This is a genomic window from Streptomyces sp. NPDC048290 (assembly GCF_040652095.1).
In the GTDB taxonomy this organism is placed as follows: Bacteria; Actinomycetota; Actinomycetes; order Streptomycetales; family Streptomycetaceae; genus Streptomyces.
In genome coordinates, this window is record NZ_JBEZLM010000025.1 from 110,460 (window position 1) to 130,514 (window position 20,055).

Sequence of the window (20,055 nt, forward strand, 5' to 3'; positions counted from 1 at the left end):
GTCCTCACTTCCACTGCCGACATTGACAGTTGTGGCCTGTTGACCACAAGTGGACTTCGGTATGACATCCGGGTGTGCGGGATGTCCCTGCCCCGTCCTAAAGGACGAATCTCGCACCTAAGTACCGGGGCGAACTCATCCGTTGCGCTGAAGACGGCCCACGGTCGGCCCTGTTAGCTTCGCATCCAGTCGCTTCGCCCTCTCCGAGGAGATCCCATGCGAGAAGAACAGGAACCCGGCAACAAAGCCCCCATCTTGCTCAAGGAGCCGGAGCACGACGTCATTATTCTCGGGGCGGGAATTGCCGGGTCGATTCTCGGGGCAATTCTCGCACGCAATGGGGCGCGTGTTCTCATCGTGGACGCCGGTTCGCATCCGCGCTTCGCGGTGGGTGAGTCCATGATTCCGTACACCCTGCTCGGACTGCGTATTCTCTCCGAGCGCTACGGTGTTCCCGAGATCGCGACGCTCTCCTCGTACAAGGACTGCAACAGGGACATCGGCACGAACTTCGGGCAGAAGCGCCACTTCGGCTTCCTGCGGCACACCGAGGGCAACGAGCCGAACCCCCGCGAGGGGACCCAGTTCAGCACGCCGGGCATCCTCAACCGCTCCGGTCACCTGTTCCGGCAGGACACGGACGCGTACCTCTTCAACGCGGCCGTGCGCTACGGCTGCTCCACACGCCTGGGCTTCCGCGTCAAGGACGTCGACGTCGCCGACGACGGTGTCACGGTCATCGGCAGCGACGGCACCGAGATCCGCGGCCGGTACCTGGTGGACGCGAGCGGGTTCCGCTCGCCGCTGGCCGAGAAGCTGGGTCTGCGTGAGGACCCCTGCCGGTTCTCGCACCACTCCCGGTCGCTCTTCACACACATGATCGATGTGAAGAGCACCGACGAGGTGCTGCGCCACACCAAGGCGGAGCGGCCTCCGCTGCCCTGGAGTTCGGGCACCATGCACCACCTCTTCGAGCGGGGCTGGTTCTGGGTCATCCCCTTCAACAACACCCCGGGCTCGAAGAATCCTCTGGTCAGCGTGGGCCTCACCATGGACCCGCGGCTGTACCCGAAGACCGGGCTCAGCCCCGAGGAGGAGTTCCGCGCGTTCGCCTCCCGCTTCCCGGCGGTGGACCGGCTGTTCTCCAGTGCCAAGGCGGTGCGCCCGTGGGTGTCCACGGACCGCCTCCAGTACTCCTCCAAGCACTCCGTCGGGGACCGCTGGTGCCTGATGTCGCACGCGTCCGGCTTCCTGGACCCGCTGTTCTCCCGTGGCATCTCGAACACGGTCGAGGTCATCAACGCACTGTCGTGGCGGCTGCTCGACGCTCTCCGCACCAACAACTTCGCCGCCGAGAACTTCGCGTATGTGTCCACGCTCGAGCAAGGGCTGCTCGACTACAACGACAAGCTCGTCAACAGTGCCTTCATCGCCTTCGACCACTACGACCTGTGGTCCGCGGTGTTCCGTATCTGGTCGTTCGGTTCGGTGGTGGGTGGATTCCGACTTCAGCGCGCACTGTCCGAGTTCCGCAGGACCGGTGATGTCGACGTCCTCAAGAAACTCGAAGATGTGCCGAACGTGGGTCTGTGGTGGCCCGATCACAAGCAGTACGGGGAGCTTTTCGACTCCATGGTCGATCTCTGCCAGCGGTTCGAGAAGCAGGAAATCACCAGCGCCGTGGCCGCGGACGACCTGTACCGCCAGCTCGAGAACGCGGACTACATCCCCAAGGGGCCGGGATTCGAGAAGCGCGACGTCACGTTCCTGCGTCCCACGCCGGCCAAGCTCGCCCGTATGGCCTTGTGGCTCACGCGCGAGGCCCCGCCCGACATCAAGGAAATGATTGGCGGCGTCGCTGTGGAGATGGCGAAGACCGGGCTCCGTGGGCGTCGGCTTTTCTGAGCGCCAGACATCGACACCACCGACACAAGGAGAAGGATTCCCGTGGAGAAGGTCCAGTTCCTGACGTCCGAGTCGTTCCAGAAGATACGGGAGCGCGGCAGGCGGCTGCCCGCGTTGCCGGGTGCCGACCTGCGCATCCAGTACCTGGTCAAGGATGTCCCGCGGCGCGGCGAGGTCCGGTACGCGCTGATCATCGAGGAGGGCCGCATCGTGGACCTGGTGGAGGGTGTCATCGACGACCCCTCCTTCGACGTCACCATGGCGTACGAGGTGAGCGTGCGCCTCCACCGCCTCGAACTGACCCCGCCGGAGGCGGCCTCGGCCGGCCTGGTCACGGTCGGCGGGGACAGGACCAAGCTCCCGTTGATGATGAGCGTCGTCGGCCGCCCCGAGTACCAGGCCCTGGTCAAGGAACTCGCCGACATCACCGAGTTCTGAGGAGCGGCGGGCTGCGGACGCCGGACCACCGCGATCTCCGCAGCCCGCCCGGAGCTTCTGCCCGGTCGTGTCAGCCCGACCGTCACGGTTCCCCCCTGCCCATCGGAGACCTTGCATGATGATGAGCGCGGAACACACGGAGTGGATCACCCTCACCGCTCTCGGTGGTATCGCCCTGGTGCTCGTGGTCGGAGCGGCCTTCGCCGCCCTCGCCCGCCGCCTCCGCCAGCCCACGGTCATCGGTGAGATCACCGCCGGGATCTGTCTGGGACCGAGCCTTCTGGGGCTGCTGCCCGGCGAGTTGCCCGAACAGTTCTTTCCACCCGAGGTCCGTCCCTATCTGAACGTCGTGGCCCAGGTGGGGCTGCTCCTGTTCATGTTCACCATCGGCTGGCACTTCGACTCCGCCTCGCTGCGCGGCCGAGGCCGCGCCACCGGCACCATCTGGCTGGGCGCGGCGGCGCTGCCGATGGCGCTCGGCTTCGGACTCGCCGCCTGTCTGTACGGCTCCTACCAGGTGGTGAACGGCGAGCGGATCGAGTTCCTGCACTTCGCTCTCTTCCTCGGCACCGCCATCTCCATCGCCGCCTTCCCGGTGCTGGCCCGGATCATCACGGACAAGCAGCTGCACCACACGCGCACCGGGCACCTCGCGCTGGCGCTCGCGGCGCTGGACGACATCCTGGCCTGGTGCCTGCTGGCCTGCGTCGTCGCCCTGGTGTCCGCGACCGGCGCCGGCACCTTCCTCGGCGTCATCGGCTGGGGTCTGCTCTACATCGGCGTGATGCTGGCGGTGGTCCGCCCCGTACTGGCCGCCCTGGCGGCACGGGCCAGCACCGCCCTTGCTCCGGTGCTCCCCATGCTCGCCGCCGCCGGCGCCCTCGCCTCGGCCTACGTCACCTCCCACATCGGCCTGCACGCCATCTTCGGGGCCTTCTTCTTCGGCCTGGTCATGCCCCGTACCGACCAGCACGGGCTGCTGCGCCAGTCCGCGCTGATCCCGATCGAGCACACGAGCAAGCTGCTCCTTCCGGTCTTCTTCGTGATCACCGGGCTCGCCGTGGACCTGACCGCGCTCACCGCGACCGGTGCCCTGCACATGGTGCTGATCATCGCGGTCGCCTGTGCGGGAAAGCTGGGCGGCGTGCTGCTCTTCTCCCGCCTCAGCGGCATGGGCTGGCACGAGTCCTACACACTCGGCCTGCTCCTGAACACCCGGGGCCTCACCGAGCTGGTCATCCTGAACGTCGGCCTCGGCATCGGGCTGCTCAGCACCGAGTTGTTCACCGCGATGGTGATGATGGCGCTCGTCACCACCGGCATGACGTCTCCGCTGCTGTCCCGCACTCTGCGCCGCCCCGCAGCCACGGCTGTGGCGTCCGGGCAGCAGGACACCCGACCGGCGACGGCCCTCCCCTCCCCCGGCCCGCGCTGACCCCGCAGCGCACCCACCACTCGCCGAGCAGGAGAGACCCATGGACTTCGGCTGGAACGACGACCAACTGGCCCGCTACGACAAGACGTTGTCCGACGTACGCGGGGCCTTCCCGTTCGAGGACACGTCAAGGGCGACGGACCACTACCGGCGCGAGGACTGGCTGCGCCTGGGCAAGCTCGGCCTGCTCGGTCCGAGTGTCCCGGCCCGCTACGGCGGCGGCGGACTGGGTGCGCTGGAGACCGCGCGGCAGATCGAGGCGCTGGGCCGGGGCTGCGCCGAGACCGGCCTGGTCTTCGGCGCCAGCGCCCACCTGTTCGCCTGTGCCATGCCCCTCGTCGACTTCGCACCGGCCGCTCTGCGTGCGGAACTGCTGCCCGGCATGTGCACAGGTGAGCTCATCGCCGGCAACGCGATCACGGAGGCGGACGCGGGCTCCGACGTCTCCAGGCTCGCCGTCACCGCGCAGCGCGTCCCGGGCGGCTGGCGGCTCAACGGCGAGAAGAGCTTCGTCAGCAACGGTCCCCTGGCAGACGTCTACCTCACCTACGCCACCACCGACCCGAACGCCGGGCACTTCGGCATCACCGGCTTCGTCGTGCGCCGTGGCACGTCCGGACTGGCTGTCGGCGGGCCGATGGAGAAGATGGGCCTGGCGCAGTGCCCCGCCGGCACCGTCCGGTTCGACGACTGCTTCGTGCCCGACGCCCAGCTGCTCGGCGAGCCCGGACAGGGCGCGGCGATCTTCCAGCATTCCATGGGATGGGAGCGCGCCTGCCTGTTCGCCGGATACGTCGGCCTCATGGACCGCCTCGTCGACCAGTGCGTCGAACACGCCCGCAGCCGTCGCCAGTTCGGCCGCCGACTGACCGCCTTCCAGGCGGTCTCCCACCGGATCGCCGAGATGAAGCTGCGCACCGAGAGCGCGCGTCTGCTGCTCTACCGCGCCTGCTGGGAGATGGACCAGGGCCGTCCCGCCACGCTGTCTGTCGCGCTGTCGAAGCTGGCCGTCTCCGAAGGCGCGCTGAGCAGCGCGCTGGACGCCGTACGGATCTTCGGCGGGCGCGGCTACCAGCGGGCCGACCGCATCGAGGCCGCGCTGCGCGACACCGTTCCCTCGGTGCTCTTCTCCGGAACCTCCGACATCCAGCGCGAGATCATCACCAGGGAGCTCGGGATATGAGGCTGCACCAGCTGCTCAGCGACTCGGCGAGGAAGTATCCCAGGGCCCTTGCCGTGGCGGGTCTTCAGGAACGCGCCACCTACGAGGAACTCGACCGTCTCGCCGACCGCTACGCCGCCGCCCTGAGCGACCGGGGAGTGCGCCCCGGTGACCGGGTCGTCATCTGGAGCCACAAGAGCGTGGCCACGGTCGCGGTGATGCAGGCCGTGCTGCGGATCGGCGCGATCTACGTGCCGGTGACCGGCGCCAATCCGCCCGCCCGTCTCGCACTGATCGTGGACAGTGCGGCGCCCGTCCTCGTCGTGGCCGACGCCGAGGCCGCGCCGCGTGCCGCACAGGCCGACTGGGCCGAGCGTGTGGTGAGCCTGCCCGACCTCCTCGGCGACGAGACGAAGGGGGCCGCGCCGCCCGCGCCGTACCGGAGCGCACCGGACGACCACGCCTACATCCTCTACACGTCCGGCTCCACCGGCGCGCCCAAAGGGGTGAGCATCAGCCACCGCAACGCGCTGGCCTTCGTCGAATGGGCGGCGGCCGAGCTGGAGATAGGGCCCGACGACCGGCTGTCCAACCACGCGCCGTTCAACTTCGACCTCTCCGTGTTCGACCTCTACGCCGCGTTCCTGTGCGGCGCCTGCGTCCACCTGGTGCCCGAGGACATGGCCTACGTGCCCGCCCACCTGGCGCAGTTCATCCGCGAGAGGGAGATCACCGTGTGGTACTCGGTGCCCTCGGCACTCAACCTGATGATGCGCGACGGCCGGCTCCTCGACGAGCCGCCCCCCGCCGCGCTGCGGGTCTGTGTCTTCGCCGGCGAGCCGTTCCCGCTCCCCCAGGCACAGGAGCTGCGCCGGAGCTGGCCCAAGGTGCGGATGCTCAACTGGTACGGCCCGACCGAGACCAATGTGTGCACGTCGTACGAGGTCACCGACGCGGACCTGGAGCGCACCGCCCCGCTGCCCATCGGGCAGGCCTGCTCCGGCGACACCGTACGGCTGGAGGCGGCTGACGCGGCGGACGAGGGGGAGATCGTCGTCCTGGGCCCCACCGTGATGCTGGGCTACTGGGGACAGCAACCGCACGAGGGGCCCTATCGCACCGGCGACCTCGCGCGGCGGGACGAGGACGGAACCCTGCACTACGTCGGCCGGCGCGACCAGATGGTGAAGATCCGCGGCCACCGCGTCGAGCTGGGCGAGATCGAGGCGGCGCTCCTGTCGATGGAGTCGGTCGCCGACGCCGGCGTGGCGGTGGTCGGTTCCGGCTTCGAGGCACGGCTGCACGCCGTGGTCGTCCCCGCCGGCGCGCAGTCCCCCTCGCTCCTCGCCGTCAAGCGCCACTGCGCGCAACGACTGCCCACGTACATGATCGTCGACCGGATGTCCGTCTGCGCCGACCTGCCGAGAACCCCCAACGGCAAACTCGACCGGCGCGGACTCGTCCGTGCCCTCGAGGCGGGTGAGCTGTGATGGGAAGCCCTCTGCGAGCACACCTGAGCGACGACACCGAGCTCGCCTCCGTCGACCGGGAGACCTTCCGCTCGCTGCTCGGCTCCCTCGCCAGCGGCGTCAGCGTGATCACGGTACTGGACGGCTCCGGGCCCAAGGGCTTCACCTGCTCGGCGGTCTGCAGTGTCTCCGCCGCTCCCCCGATGCTGCTCACCGGGGTCAGCAACCGCAGCGGCACCCTGCGGGTGATCAAGGAGACCGGCCGGTTCGCCGTGAACTTCCTCAGCGAGCACGGACAGAGCCTGTCCGCCCTGTTCGCCTCGGACTGCGGCACCAAGTTCGACGGCATCCGGTGGGAGCCGGGCAAGGTCACCGGGATGCCGCTCCTGGAGCCCACGGTGGCCCACGCCGAGTGCGTCCTCGCGCAGTCCGTGGTCGCCGGGGACCACACGCTCATCGTCGGCCGGATCGTCGGCGGCGGTATGGAGCAGCAACGTCTGCCCCTGGCCTACTGGCGCGGCGACTACCGGCGGCTGCTGGGTCCGGAGCCGTCACGCGCGGAGGAGTCATGAGCGCCCACGCACAGGACGTCGTCGCCATCGTCGGCGCGGGATGCCGCTTCCCCGGCGGCGGCAACAGCCCCGAAGGGCTGTGGCAGTTGCTGCGCGGCGGCACCGACGTCATCACCGAGGTCCCCGCGTCCCGCTGGGACCTGGAGAGCTACTACGACCCCGAACCGGGGACGCCCGGCACCATGTACACCCGGTGGGGCGGATTCCTGCCGGACGTGGACAAGTTCGACGCCGCCTTCTTCGGTATCGCGCCCCGCGAGGCGCGGCAGATGGACCCGCAGCAGCGGCTGCTGCTGGAGGTCGCCTGGGAGGCACTGGAGGACGCGGGCATCCAGCCCGGGTCGCTCGCCGGCAGCCGTACCGCCGTCTTCACCGGCGGGCTCGGTGCGGACTACTTCGTCCTCCACTCGCAGCGGGCCGGCCGCACCGGCATCGACCCGTGGTACGCGTCGGGCAAAGAGCCCAGCTTCAGCTCGGGCAGGCTCTCCTACCATCTGGGACTGCGCGGTCCGAGCATCTCGCTGAGCACCGCCTGCTCGTCCTCGCTCGTCGCCGTGCACCTGGCCCGGCAGTCCCTGCTCCTCGGTGAGTCGGACGCGGCGCTGGTCGGCGGTGTGAACCTCCTCCTGGCGCCCGAGCTGACGATGTTCATGTGCCAGGCGGGAGCGATGTCCCCCCAGGGCCGCTGCAAGGTCTTCGACGCCGGCGCGGACGGGATCGTACGGGGCGACGGCTGTGCCGTGCTGGTCCTCAAGCGGCTCTCCGACGCGCTCGCCGACGGGGACGACGTGCTCGCGGTGATCCGCGGTTCCGCCGTCAACCACGACGGGCACAGCGTCGGGCTGACCGTGCCCAACACCGAGGCCCAGCAGGAGCTGCTCCAGGACGCGCTGCGCAGCGCCGGCATGGATCCGCACGACATCGGCTACGTCGAGGCGCACGGTACGGGCACACCGCTCGGCGACCCGATCGAGATGTACGCGCTCGGCCATGTGCTCGGCCGGGGCAGGCCGCGGGACGAGCCGCTCATGGTCGGCTCGGTGAAGACCAACCTGGGACACACCGACGCCGCCGCCGGAGTGGCGGGCCTGCTCAAGGCCGCGCTCGCGGTCCGGTACGGCGAGATCCCGCCCCACCTCCATCTGCGGACGCCCAATCCGGCCATCTCGTGGGACGCGTGGCGGCTGCGCGCCCCCTCGGCGTCGGAGCCGCTGCCCTGGCCGGGCAGTCCGGGTCGGTCGCGGGCGGCGGGTGTCAGTGCCTTCGGACTCAGCGGCACCAACGCGCATGTGATCGTCGAGGAGCCCCCCGTCCGCCCGGTGACCGCGGACGCCGGACCCGGCCCCGGGGCGCCGGCACAGCTGGTCCTTCCGCTGTCCGCGCGCAGCGGTGACGCGCTGCGCGAGCTGGCCGCCGCCCACCGCGACCGGCTGGCCCGGCTGGCCGAGGAGAGCGGCCCCGAGAGCGCCGGCGTCCTCGGCGCATACGTCGACACCGCCTCCCGGCGCCGGACCCACCACGGGCAGCGCAGGCTCGCCGTGACGGGTGGCGACGCCGCAGAGCTGGCCGCCGAGCTGGACGCGCAGCTGCGGTACGGGAGCGCCGGGGCGGTGGCGGGCGACCGGCCGGGCGGCGTGTGCTTCGTCTTCTCCGGGCAGGGCAGTCAGTGGCCGGGGATGGGGCGGCTGCTGCACGAGCGGGAGCCCGTCTTCCGTGCGCGCCTGGACGCGTGCGACGCGCTGATCTCCGATCTCACGGGCTGGTCGGTCCTCGCCGAGCTGACGGCCGACGAGGAGCACTCCCGCCTCACCACCGACACCGAGGTCGCCCAGCCGGTCGTCTTCGCGGTCCAGGTCGCCCTCGCGGCGCTGTGGGAGTCCTGGGGTGTGCGACCAGGGGCCGTGGTGGGGCACAGCATGGGCGAGATCGCCGCCGCACATGTGGCGGGGGTGCTGTCGCTGCCGGACGCCGTACACATCGTCACGCACCGCGGCCGGCTGCTCCAGGCGGTCGCGGGGCAGGGCCGGATGGCCTCGGCCACCCTGTCCGAGGCCGAGGCCGCCGCACTGGTCGAGCACCACGAGGGGCTGTACATCGCGGCCGTCAACGGCCCCCGCAGCACCGTCGTGGCGGGCGAGCCGTCCGCTGTCGACGCGTTCGTCCGGCAGGTGCGGGAGGAGGGCGGCGACTGCCGGACCATGCCGGGCGGTTACGCCTTCCACACTCCCCGGCTGGCCCCGTACGGGGAGGAACTGGCCGGGCTTCTGGAAGGCATCCGGCCGCGCGAGAACAGTGTCGCGATGTTCACCACCGTGCCGCACCCGCGGGGCGAGGACACGCGTCCCGGCTTCGGTGCCGGGCACTGGGCGCGCAACGTCAGCGAGCCCGTGCGTTTCCACGAGGCGATCGAGGCGGCACTGGGCGCCGGACACCGGACCTTCGTGGAGATAGGTCCGCACCCCGTCCTCGCACAGCCGATCGCCCAGGTGCTCGACGCCCAGGGGACCGCGGGACTTGTCGTGCCGTCGCTGCGGCGCGCGACCGACGACGTGCGCACGGCACGAACCGCCCTGAGCGCCCTGTACGCGCGGGGCGTGCCCGTCGACTTCACCCACGTCAACCCGCGGCACGACACGGTGAGTCATCTGCTGCCGGGCTACCCCTGGCAGGGCACACGTCTGTGGTTCCCCCCGGGGACGGTGAGCGAGCCGTTGCCCGCCGAAGCACCCGCGGAGCCGGCGCGGACCGCGGCGCCCGAGGAGTCCGCCACCACGTACGAGGCGGCCGACCTGGCCGTCCTGGTCGGTGACTTGGTGGCTCGCGCGCTCGGTCTCACGGAGGGCGGCGCGGTCCGGCGCAGCCAGGGCTTCGCGGAGCTCGGGATGGACAGTCTGGGCGCCGTCGAGCTGGCCAGGTCGCTGGAGCGGGTCCTGCGCCTCGAGCTGCCCAAGACCGTGGCTCTGGACCATCCCACGGTCGACCGGCTCACCGACCACCTGCTGCCGCTGCTTCCCGCCGCGGCCGGTCACCCGCCGACCGCGACCGCACCGGACCCGCACGCCGCGACCGCATCGGACCCGCAGGGCACGCCCGCCCCGGACCCGCAGGGCACGCCCGCCCCGGCGCCCGGCGGCACGGCCCGCCGCGAGTCCGGGCCCCGGCAGCCGCTGCCCGGCTCCGCGGCCTTGACGGCGCCGGCGGACCCCGCGCCGTCACCTGGCCCGAGCGGTCCGGAGCCGATCGCCGTGGTGGGTCTGGGCTGCCGCTTCCCGGGCGGGGCCGAAGGGCCGGACGCGTACTGGAAGATGCTGCGGGACGGCGTGGACGCCATCCGCACCCTTCCCGAGGGCCGGTTCGACGGGGCCGGACTGTGGCGGGGCGGATTCATCGACGGCGTCGACGAGTTCGACGCGGCGTTCTTCCGGATACCGCCCCGTGAAGCCCGCGTGATGGACCCGCAGCAGCGGCTGTTCCTGGAAGTCGCGTGGGAGGCGCTGGAGCACGCGGGCCTGCCGTCGACCGACCTCGCGGGCACCCGCACCGGTGTCTTCCTCGGCATGAACTCCACGGACTACGGCCAGATCGTCACCCGGCACCCTGGCAACATCGACGCCTTCTACGGAACGGGGAACTCCTTCACGGCCGCCACGGGCCGCCTGTCCTACCTGCTGGGCCTGCACGGTCCGAGCCTGGCCGTGGACACCGCCTGCTCCTCCTCGCTGGTCGCCGTCCATCTGGCCGTGCGGAGCCTGCGGTCGGGCGAGAGCGAGGTGGCTGTCGCCGGGGGCGTCAACCTCATCCTGAACGACACCATCCACCGCTCCACCAGCGCGATGGGGGCACTCGCCGCGGACGGAAGGTGCAAGACCTTCGACGCCTCCGCGGACGGATACACGCGCGGCGAGGGATGCGGCATCGTCGTCCTCAAGCCCCTGTCCGCCGCACTCGCCGACGGCAACGAGGTGCTGGCGCTCATCCTGGGCTCGGCCGTCAACCAGGACGGCGCGAGCAGCGGCCTGACCGTGCCCAACGGCCCGGCCCAGGAAGAGCTGTTGCGCACCGCCTTCGCCGACGCGGGAGTGCATCCGGACGAGGTCGGCTACGTCGAGGCGCACGGCACCGGCACCCCACTGGGTGACCCGATCGAGCTTCAGTCGCTCGGCGCCGTGCTCGGCCGGCGGGAGAACGGTGCACCGTGCCGGGTCGGCTCGGTGAAGACCAACTTCGGGCACCTGGAGGCGGCCTCCGGCATCGCCGGACTCATCAAGAGCGTCCTGGCCCTGCACCATGCCGAGATCCCGCCGCATCTGCACTTCAGGGAGCCGAGCCCGGACATCCCCTGGGACAGCCTGGCCCTGGACGTGCCGACCCGGTCCGTGGCATGGGAGTCGCCCGGCGCACGCCGGGTCGCCGGGGTCAGCGCCTTCGGTTTCAGCGGCACCAACGCGCACGTGGTGCTCTGCGAGCGCCCTGCCCCGCAGCCCGTCCGGGCCCGCACCGAACCGACCCCGCACACCGTCGGGGAGGGCACGTTCGTCCTCCCGCTGTCGGCGGCGACCCGGCCCGCACTCGAGGCGCAGGCACGGGCCTACGCCGCACTGCTGACGGCCGGCGAGGGCACCGCGCCCGCGCTCGCCGACCTGACGTACACCACGGCGCTGCGGCGCAGCCATCTCGACCACCGGCTCGTGGCGGTGGGCCGGGACGAGGCCCAGCTCGCCGAGCGGCTCCACGCCGTCGCGCACGGCGAGAGCGCCCCGGGGACCAGCGTCGGGCAGGCGGGCGGGCCGTCCCGGCGCGGACCGGTGTTCGTCTTCTCCGGGCACGGCTCCTACTGGCGCGGTATGGCCCGCGACCTGATGCGGGACGAGCCCGTCTTCCGCACGGCGGTCGAGGCGTGCGACCAGGAACTGCGGCGACACCTGGACTGGTCGGTGGCACGCGTCCTGGCCGAGGGCGAGGAGCCACGGGCCGAACTCGACCAGCAGTTCCTGCTGTTCAGCATCCAGTACGCGCTCGTCGAGCTCTGGCGCAAGCTGGGCGTGGAGCCGGCGGCGGTCACCGGCCACAGCATGGGTGAGGTCTCCGCGGCGCTGTGCGCGGGCGCACTCGACCTCTCCCAGGCCGTGGACGTCATGGCGCACCGCACCGAGGTGCTGAAGGACCTCATGGGCAAGGGCGCCATGGCCGTGGTCGGTCTCGACGCAGAGCGCACGGCCACCGAACTCATGGGGTACGAGGACCGGCTGTGCGTCTCCGTGGTCAACAGTTTCCGGTCGACGGTCATCTCGGGCGACAGCGGCGCCCTGGCCGAGATCGAGGAGCGGATGCGGCGCGAGAACGTCTTCTTCCGCACGATCGCTGCGGGTGGTCCGGCGCACAGCCCGCTGGTCGAGCCGCTGCGGGCCCGCCTGGTGGACCGGCTGTCCGAGCTGACAGCGGTCGCTCCGCGCACCCCGCTGTACTCCTCGGTGCTGGGGGCGCGGATGGACGCGCCGCCGGACGCCGACTACTGGGGCCGGAACCTTCGCCAGCCGGTCTGGTACGCCAACTCGGTGCGCGCCCTGCTGGCCGACGGCTACGACACGTTCATCGAACTGTCCCCGCACCCTCTTCAGCTGACACCGACCGAGCACGAGGTGGAGGCCGCCGGTGTCAGCGACGTCCTGCTCATCCCCTCGCTGCTCCGGGACACCGACGGGCGCGAGGCGCTCCTGACCGCCCTGGGCAGGCTGCACACGGGGGGCCGCACCGTGCAGTGGCGGCGTCTGCACCCCCGTGGCGGCAGACTCGTGGGCACTCCGCGCTACACCTGGCAGCACAAGCGCTACTGGGTCGAACACGAGACCGCGCCCGCCACGGGCACGGTCGGCGGCCACCCGCTGCTCGCACGGGAGCTGCGCACCACGGGCCCGGAGGGTTCCCGGATCGTGGAGGCCGAGATCGGCAGCGACCTGGCCGGGCGGCTCGGCGCCCCCCTGACCGGCGAGGCGGCACGGCTGCCCGCGGGCGGCTGGCTGGAGCTGGCCCTGGCCGCCGTCACCGGTCAGGGCGACAAGCCGTACCGGCTGGTGGACGTCGCCCTGGAACGGCCGTGCTTCGTCACCCGGGAGCAGGGCGTGGTGGCCCAGCTCGTGCTCACCCCGGGGGCGGCCGGTGCGCGCGGCTTCGCCCTGCACGCCCGGCGGGGCGAAGGGCCGTTCCGCACCATCGCCCTCGGCAACTCCCTGCCCGGCCGGGGAAGCGGCGCGTCGTCCCCGCCGGACGGAGTGCCGGACGGACTGCCGGACGGACTGCCGGACGGACTGCCGGACGCCTGGACCGAGCCCGACGGTCAGCTCGCCCAGTGGTGCGCCTCCCAAGGTGACCGGGCTGCCCGTGTCCTCGCCGTGCGGCGCGGACCGCACGCCCTGGAGATCGACATGGAGCTGCGCCCCGCCACCTTGCGCTGGCTGGGTGACCCGGAGGTCCTCGAGACGGCGCTGCGGCTGCCCCACGTGCTGCTCGGCGCCGGCGAGGAGCTGGTGCCCCGCCGCATAGGTTCTCTCACGGTGCACGCGAGGCCGGGTGAGCGCGTACGCGTGACCGCCTGGCGGACACCCGAGCACGGGGACCGGCCGCAGGCCCATGTGCGGGTGAGCACGCCCGAGGGCGAGATCCTGGCCGAGCTACGGGATGTGCTCCTCGCGCCGGCGCCGCAGCGGGCACCGGCCGCCGAGGAGAGGCGTCGGGCCGCGGAGAGCCGCTACCGCGTCGACTGGCGGGAACGGGCCCACCCCGGTACTCCCGGCAGCGGGCACACCATGGGCGCGTACGTACTGCTCGCCGACCGCGGCGGCGTCGCCGGCGAACTGGCGGACCGGCTGCGCGGGCTCGGCCACACGGTGCACATCCTCGTGCCGGAGGCGGGCGGGCAGCTCGCGGAGCGGCTCACCGAGGTCCTGCGCACGAGTCCCGCGGACTCGGTGCGCGGCATCGTGCACCTGACCGCGCTGGACCTGCCCGACCACGCGCCCACGCAGGACGAGTCGCTGCTCGACGCGGCCCGGGTCGCGGCCTCGGTACCGGCCGTTGCCGCCGCCGCGCAGGCGGTCACCGGCTCCGGGCAGGACCCGGCCCGCGTCACCTATGTCACGCGCGGCGCGGTGCGTCCGCACCGGGGTGAGCTGCCGGCAGCGCTGCACGCCCCCGTGCACCGGCTCGCGGGCGTCACGGGAGTGGAACGGCCCGCGGTCTGGGGCGGCGTGCTGGATCTCGATCCGCTGGTCCGGGACACCGGGGCCGACGCCGCGGCCGTGCTCGCCCACCTCCTCGCCCTGGACGACGAGGACCATGTCGCTGTACGTGACGGCCGCAGGCTGGTCGCACGTATCGTCCGCTGCGCGCCGCCGGAGCCGGTGCTGGAGCAGCCGGCGCTGCGCACCGACCGTACGTATCTCCTCGCCGGAGACGACGGGGAGCTGGCCGGGCACGTCGAGCGCTGGCTGAAGGAGCGCGGAGCGGGGCACGTGGTGCGCACCGGGGCGCTGGTGTCCGAGCACGACGGCTCGGGGGCCGGCCGGGTGGCGCGGCTGATCAAGGAGGCGGAGCAGCGGGACGTTCCCGTGGCCGGCGTGCTCTGGCTGGGGGCCGGCTGGAACCTGGACTCCGCCGATGCCGCGCCGCCCGAGCAGGACGAGCTGGCCTCGCTCGCGCGCGACCGGGCTCTCGGTGCCTGGACCCTGCACGAGGTGTGCCTCGCCGAGGGCCTGGACCTGGACGTCTTCGTCGTCTTCGGTTCCGTGGCGTCCCTGTGGGGAGCTGTGGGATCGGGCCGGCAGGCCGCACCGGACGCTCTTCTGACGGCCCTCGCCGAGCATCGGGACTCGCTGGCGCTACCGGTCCGGCAGATCGCCTGGACGCCGTGGGACGGTGTCGGTCTGCTGGACGGGCAGAGTGCCGCTCTGATGGTCCGCAGCGGTCTGGAGCCGCTCGCTCCGCCGGACGCCCTCGAGCTCCTGGATCACGCGCTGGCGGGGGACGACGCCCTGTCCGCGGTGGCGAGGGCCGATTGGAGCCTGCTGCTCCCGCTGTACCAGCGGACACTGCCCTGGCCGCTCTTCGACGAGCTTGCCGCCGAGGGTACGGCGGCTCCGGCGGGCCGGGGCGAGCTGCTCGACCGGTTGCGGGCGCTGCCGGTGGCAGAACGTGACGATCTCCTGCTCGACTGCGTGCTGGAGGAGGCATCGGCGGTCCTGGGGCTGGACAGCGCCGACGAACTCGGGCCGGATCAGGGGTTCTTCGAGATAGGCATGACGTCCATCACCGTCCTGGAGATGCGGATACGCCTTGAGCGCCGTTTCGGTTGCAGCCTTCCGGCGACGCTGGCGTTCGAGCACCCCACGTCCGCCGCCGTCGTACGCCATCTGGCCACCGAGGTGCTCGCCCTCGGCCAGGACCCGCGGCCCACGGCGCCAGCGGCGCGGCCGGCCCCGCCGCCCGCGACCCCTGTGGCGGCGCCCGGAACCACTGACCTGGCGGGGGCCTCCGACGACGAGCTGCTCACCCTGCTCGACGACGAGCTTGCCGCGGCGGACGAGCTGATCAACCGGACCTCGTACTGACCGACCACGCATCTCAGGAGGGAAAGACCATGGACACGTTGGCCGATGCCGTTGTCTCAGGTGCGCCACCGGAGGTTCTGGCGCGTGAACCCGTTCCGCGCCGCTACCTCGCCGCACACACCCGCCGTGAGGACATCGGCATGTTCGCGGGCGTCGAGGACAAGGACGTACGCAAGTCACTGCGGGTGGGCCACGTGCCCATGCCGGAACTGGCCCCCGACGAGGTCCTGATCGCCGTCATGGCCAGCTCCGTCAACTACAACAGTGTCTGGGCGGCCATGTTCGAGCCGCTGCCCACCTTCAACTTCCTGAGCCGCTTCGGCAAGGAGGACCGCTACGCGGCACGCCACGACCAGCCCCACCACGTCCTGGGCTCCGACGCGGCCGGGGTGATCGTGCGGGTCGGGCCGGGAGTCCGGCGCTGGCGTGTGGGCGACCATGTCGTCGCCACCTGCGTCCAGGTGGACGACCAGGAGCCCGCCACGCACGCCGACGGTATGCTCGGCGCCGGCCAGCGCGCCTGGGGGTTCGAGACGAACTTCGGCGGTCTCGCGCACTACGCCGTGGTGCGGGCGAGCCAGTTGCTCACCAAGCCTGCTCACCTGACGTGGGAGGAGGCCGCCAGCAACATGCTGACGGCGTCCACCTCCTACCGCATGCTGATCAGCGACCGGGGCGCCCGGGTCAAGCTCGGTGACGTGGTGCTGATCTGGGGCGCGACAGGGGGACTTGGCGCATTCGCCGTGCAGCTCGTCAAGAACGCCGGTGGCATCCCCGTCGGCGTGGTCAGCTCCGAGAGCAGGGCGCAGCTGCTGCGCGGTCTCGGCTGCGACGTGGTGATCAACAGGTCCGAGATCGGTATCGGCGGCGCGGCCACGCCGGAGCAGACCATCGAGCAGGGCAAGCGTCTGGGCCGCCTCATCCGTGCCGAGGTGGGCGAGGACCCGCACATCGCGTTCGACTACGTCGGCCGCGCCACGTTCGGCATCTCCGTGTTCGTCGTGCGCCGCGGCGGGACCGTCATCACCTGCGGTTCGAGCTCCGGTTACCGGCACGAGTACGACAACCGCTATCTGTGGATGAACCTGAAGCGGATCATCGGCAGCCACGCGGCCAACCTTCAGGAGCAGGCCGAATGCAGCCGCCTGTTCAGTCTCGGAAAGCTCGTTCCCGTCCTGTCCACGGTCTTTCCGCTGGAAGAGGTCGGGGAAGCGGTGCGGCTGGTCCAGCGCAACGCGCACATCGGCAAGGTCGGGGTGCGATGCCTGGCTCCTCGCGACGGCACCGGCGTCACGGACCCCGCTCTGCGGGCCCGCATCGGTGAGGAACGGATCACCGCCCTGAGGAACGCCGGCTGACTGCGTCCGCGACAGGCGACAGGCGGCACATCCTCACCAGGAAGAGAGGGGACTGGCCATGGCCAGGCAAGGAATCGGCATCCTGAGCACCGGTTCGTACGTCCCGAAGGAGGAAGTCAGCAACGAGGAGGTCGCCGCGCGGGTCGGGGTGGAGACCGAGTGGATCGAGCGGAAGACCGAGATCATGGGGCGCCGTTACGCGGCGCCGTCCGAAGCGACCTCGGACCTGGCGACCCGGGCCGCGCGGCACGCCCTGGACCAGGCCGGTCTCGACGCCGCGCAGATCGACTACATCATCCTGTCGACCTCCACCGGCGACTCGCCCCAGCCGCCGACCAGTTACCTGGTGCAGGACCGCATCGGCGCCTGGAACGCCGCTTGTTTCGACATCAATGTGGTCTGCAGCGGATTCGTCTACGGCCTGGAACTGGCCCGCACCCTGGTCGCGCGCCGGCCCGCGGCCCGGGTCCTGGTGATCTCGGCCGACCTCTACTCGCGCTGCCTCGACTTCTCCGACCGGCGAACGGCCGTGCTGATCGGTGACGGCGCCGGGGCCGCGGTGGTCGGCGCGGTACCGGAGGGCACGGGCTTCATCGACATCCGGCTCGCCAGCCGTGGCGACGCGCATCGGCTGATCCGGGTGGAGGCGGGTGGCAGCAGGCTTCCCGCCTCGGAGGCGACCGTGGCGGAGGGCGGTCACTACTTCCGGATGGAGGGACGCGGTGTACGGGACTTCGTCCTCGAACACTTCCCCCCGCTGGTGGCACGTCTGGCCCAGGACTGCGGCGTCGGCGTCGACGAGATCCGCCACTTCGTGCCGCATCAGCCCAACGGCGTCCTGCTGCGCCAGCTCGCCGTGGAGTGCGGTCTGGGCGCCGCTCGCACCCACCGCACCCTGGAGCGCTACGGAAACATGGGCAGCGCCTCCGTCGCGGTCACTCTGGACGAGGCACACCGCGCCGGCGCACTGCACGACGGTGACCTCGTACTGATCGGGACGTTCGGGGGCGGCATGTCCCTGGGGGCCGGTCTGCTGCGCTGGTCGGAGGCATCATGACGGCGCGTCACCCGGAGGGGGCCGGCATCCGGCGCGCCGGTGTGGTCGGCTGCGGGCTGATGGGCCTGGGCATCATCGAACTGTGCACGCGGGCCGGCCTCGACGTGGTCGGCGTGGTGCGCTCGGTGGGCGCCGCCGACAAGGGGCGCGCCCGCCTGGCGGAGTCCCTCGGGCGCTCCGCGCGGCGGGGCCGGATGTCGCAGGACGAGGTGCGGGCCTGTCTGGACCGGGTCCGTTTCACGACGGATCTGCTCGACCTCGCCGACCGCCAGTTCGTCATCGAGTGCATCCCCGAGAACCGGGCGGCGAAGAGCGAGCTCTTCACCGAGCTGGACAAGATCGTGGAGGACCCGGGCGCCGTCCTCGCCTCCAACACCTCGTCCCTGTCCATCATGGGCATGGGCCGGGCGACCAACCGCCCCTCCCATGTCCTGGGGGTGCACTTCTTCAGCCCGGCCCCTGTCATCCCGCTGGTCGAGCTGATCCCCTCGCTGCACACGGACGCCTCCGTGACCGACCGCACCGAGCAGTTCCTGACCGAGACGCTCGGCAAGGAGGTCATCCGCTCGACGGACCGGACGGGTTTCGTGGTCAACACCCTGCTCGTGCCCTACCTGCTGTCCGCCATGCGCATGGTGGAGTCCGGGTTCGCCACCGCCGAGGTGATCGATCAGGGTATGCAGGGCGGCTGCGGCCACCCGGTCGGGCCTTTGCGGCTGGCGGACCTCGTCGGACTGGATGTCGTCGCGTCGGTCGCGGGCGCCTTGTACGAGGAGTTCAAGGAGCCCCTGTACGCACCGCCGTCGCTGCTCAGCCGCATGGTCGAGGCCGGGTGGCTCGGCAAGAAGGCCGGGCGCGGCTTCTACACCTACGCCTAGCCGCGGCCCGCCCCAGACGCACACCGGAGAGGAGAGGGACCCACGTGCGGCCACCGTCCGTCGACGACGACCCGACCGAACTGACGCTCTACTGTCTCGCCCACGCCGGAGGCAGCGCGGCTCCTTACCGGCGTTGGGGGTCGTTCGTGCCGCCCGGCTGCCGGGTGGTGCCGCTGGAACTGCCCGGCCACGGAGCCCGGCTGCGGGAACCGCTGGCCGACGGCCTGGACGAACTGGTGGCGGGGCTCGTGCCCACCGTCCTTTCCTCGGCCGGGAGCCGCTTCGCCGTGTTCGGGCACAGCTTCGGTTCCCTTGTGGCGTTCGAGCTGAGCCGCGAGCTGAGCCGGCTCGGCGCACCCCCCGCCGCACTGATCGTCGCGGGGCGCAACTGCCCCACCGGGACGCTTTCGCACCACCCGATGCATCAGATGCCGGACGAGCGGCTCCTCGGCGAACTCAGCCGGTACGGCGGCATTCCCACGGAGCTGCGGGACGTACCGGAACTGCTGCGGGTCTACCTCCCGGCCATCCGCCACGATCTGCGTCTCACCGAGACCTACACCAGGTCGCCCGGCCCGGCGCTGCGGGTTCCGCTCTCCGTCTACGCCGGGCGCCGCGACCGACTCATCGAACTTCCGCAGGTGTTCGGCTGGGCGCACGAGACCACGGCCCCGTTCGAGATGACGGTGCTGTCGAGCGGTCATTTCCTGCTGGACGGTGAGGACTTCAGGGCGTCGCTCACCGACCGTCTGCGCCGGGTCTTGACGGCCCCCGCCCCCGTACCGGCCGGCTCCCCCTCACATACGACCGTCCGGGCGACCAGCGCGCTGTGACGTGCTGCTGAGCCCGCGCACCCCAGCGGGTCCAAGCCCATCAACTCAGGAGACAGACCGTGGACACAACCGACCGCGACGTGATCAGCAAGGCTGTCAGCCAGTACATCGGCGACAACTTCCTGGACGGCAGCGACATCTCCGAGATCTCCCGCGACACCCCTTTGCTGGAGTGGGGCGTGCTCAGCTCGATGAACACATCGCTGCTGATCAACTACATCCAGACCGATCTCGGGGTGGCCGTCCCGCCGACTCATCTGACCGCCAGGAACTTCACGGACGTGGACGCCATCACGGACATGGTGCACGGCCTCGCGAAGGAACTGCGGTGACACCGAAAGGGAG

The 20,055-nt window shown here is 71.4% G+C and carries 12 protein-coding genes; all 12 read left to right on the forward strand.

The genetic code is table 11. From position 1 onward, the window contains the following. Nucleotides 1–216: 216 nt before the first annotated feature. The 12 genes from AB0D49_RS33340 (at nucleotide 217) to AB0D49_RS33395 (ending at nucleotide 20,042) form a co-directional block, all read left to right on the forward strand. On the forward strand, nucleotides 217–1,905 hold the full coding sequence (locus AB0D49_RS33340) for an NAD(P)/FAD-dependent oxidoreductase (protein WP_362764973.1): 1,689 nt from the start codon (nucleotides 217–219) through the stop codon (nucleotides 1,903–1,905). 42 nt (nucleotides 1,906–1,947) lie between these two features. After that, on the forward strand, nucleotides 1,948–2,343 hold the full coding sequence (locus AB0D49_RS33345) for a hypothetical protein (protein WP_362764974.1): 396 nt from the start codon (nucleotides 1,948–1,950) through the stop codon (nucleotides 2,341–2,343). A gap of 121 nt (nucleotides 2,344–2,464) precedes the next feature. Further along, nucleotides 2,465–3,778, forward strand: coding sequence for a cation:proton antiporter (locus AB0D49_RS33350; RefSeq protein WP_362764976.1), 1,314 nt, complete (start codon nucleotides 2,465–2,467; stop codon nucleotides 3,776–3,778). 40 nt (nucleotides 3,779–3,818) lie between these two features. Beyond that, complete coding sequence (locus AB0D49_RS33355) at nucleotides 3,819–4,961, forward strand: acyl-CoA dehydrogenase family protein (protein WP_362764979.1); 1,143 nt, start codon at nucleotides 3,819–3,821, stop codon at nucleotides 4,959–4,961. Beyond that, nucleotides 4,958–6,430, forward strand: coding sequence for an amino acid adenylation domain-containing protein (locus AB0D49_RS33360; protein WP_362764982.1), 1,473 nt, complete (start codon nucleotides 4,958–4,960; stop codon nucleotides 6,428–6,430). Before AB0D49_RS33355 ends, AB0D49_RS33360 begins: the two co-directional genes overlap by 4 nt. After that, nucleotides 6,430–6,981, forward strand: a complete 552-nt coding sequence (locus AB0D49_RS33365; RefSeq protein WP_362764984.1) for a flavin reductase family protein — start codon at nucleotides 6,430–6,432, stop codon at nucleotides 6,979–6,981. Before AB0D49_RS33360 ends, AB0D49_RS33365 begins: the two co-directional genes overlap by 1 nt. After that, nucleotides 6,978–15,584 carry a beta-ketoacyl synthase N-terminal-like domain-containing protein gene (locus tag AB0D49_RS33370; RefSeq protein WP_362764986.1) on the forward strand — a complete coding sequence of 2,869 codons (8,607 nt, stop codon included), beginning with the start codon at nucleotides 6,978–6,980 and terminating at the stop codon, nucleotides 15,582–15,584. Before AB0D49_RS33365 ends, AB0D49_RS33370 begins: the two co-directional genes overlap by 4 nt. 29 nt (nucleotides 15,585–15,613) lie before the next feature. Continuing rightward, on the forward strand, nucleotides 15,614–16,942 hold the full coding sequence (gene ccrA, locus AB0D49_RS33375; RefSeq protein ID WP_362764989.1) for a crotonyl-CoA carboxylase/reductase: 1,329 nt from the start codon (nucleotides 15,614–15,616) through the stop codon (nucleotides 16,940–16,942). A gap of 58 nt (nucleotides 16,943–17,000) precedes the next feature. After that, nucleotides 17,001–17,999, forward strand: a complete 999-nt coding sequence (locus AB0D49_RS33380) for a ketoacyl-ACP synthase III (RefSeq protein WP_362764991.1) — start codon at nucleotides 17,001–17,003, stop codon at nucleotides 17,997–17,999. Beyond that, complete coding sequence (locus AB0D49_RS33385; RefSeq protein ID WP_362764993.1) at nucleotides 17,996–18,877, forward strand: 3-hydroxybutyryl-CoA dehydrogenase; 882 nt, start codon at nucleotides 17,996–17,998, stop codon at nucleotides 18,875–18,877. The genes AB0D49_RS33380 and AB0D49_RS33385 overlap by 4 nt, the downstream gene beginning before the upstream one ends. A 44-nt stretch (nucleotides 18,878–18,921) precedes the next feature. Further along, complete coding sequence (locus AB0D49_RS33390) at nucleotides 18,922–19,710, forward strand: alpha/beta fold hydrolase (protein ID WP_362764996.1); 789 nt, start codon at nucleotides 18,922–18,924, stop codon at nucleotides 19,708–19,710. A 59-nt stretch (nucleotides 19,711–19,769) separates the two neighbouring features. Continuing rightward, nucleotides 19,770–20,042, forward strand: coding sequence for an acyl carrier protein (locus AB0D49_RS33395; RefSeq protein ID WP_362764999.1), 273 nt, complete (start codon nucleotides 19,770–19,772; stop codon nucleotides 20,040–20,042). Nucleotides 20,043–20,055 lie beyond the last annotated feature (13 nt).

Bases quoted from the DNA above. Each gene is read 5' to 3' on its own strand.
- AB0D49_RS33365 (WP_362764984.1), top strand. From the start codon at position 6,430: ATGGGAAGCCCTCTGCGAGCACACCTGAGCGACGACACCGAGCTCGCC.
- AB0D49_RS33355 (WP_362764979.1), top strand. From the start codon at position 3,819: ATGGACTTCGGCTGGAACGACGACCAACTGGCCCGCTACGACAAGACG.
- AB0D49_RS33360 (WP_362764982.1), top strand. From the start codon at position 4,958: ATGAGGCTGCACCAGCTGCTCAGCGACTCGGCGAGGAAGTATCCCAGG.
- ccrA (WP_362764989.1), top strand. From the start codon at position 15,614: ATGGACACGTTGGCCGATGCCGTTGTCTCAGGTGCGCCACCGGAGGTT.
- AB0D49_RS33385 (WP_362764993.1), top strand. From the start codon at position 17,996: ATGACGGCGCGTCACCCGGAGGGGGCCGGCATCCGGCGCGCCGGTGTG.
- AB0D49_RS33380 (WP_362764991.1), top strand. From the start codon at position 17,001: ATGGCCAGGCAAGGAATCGGCATCCTGAGCACCGGTTCGTACGTCCCG.
- AB0D49_RS33370 (WP_362764986.1), top strand. From the start codon at position 6,978: ATGAGCGCCCACGCACAGGACGTCGTCGCCATCGTCGGCGCGGGATGC.
- AB0D49_RS33340 (WP_362764973.1), top strand. From the start codon at position 217: ATGCGAGAAGAACAGGAACCCGGCAACAAAGCCCCCATCTTGCTCAAG.
- AB0D49_RS33350 (WP_362764976.1), top strand. From the start codon at position 2,465: ATGAGCGCGGAACACACGGAGTGGATCACCCTCACCGCTCTCGGTGGT.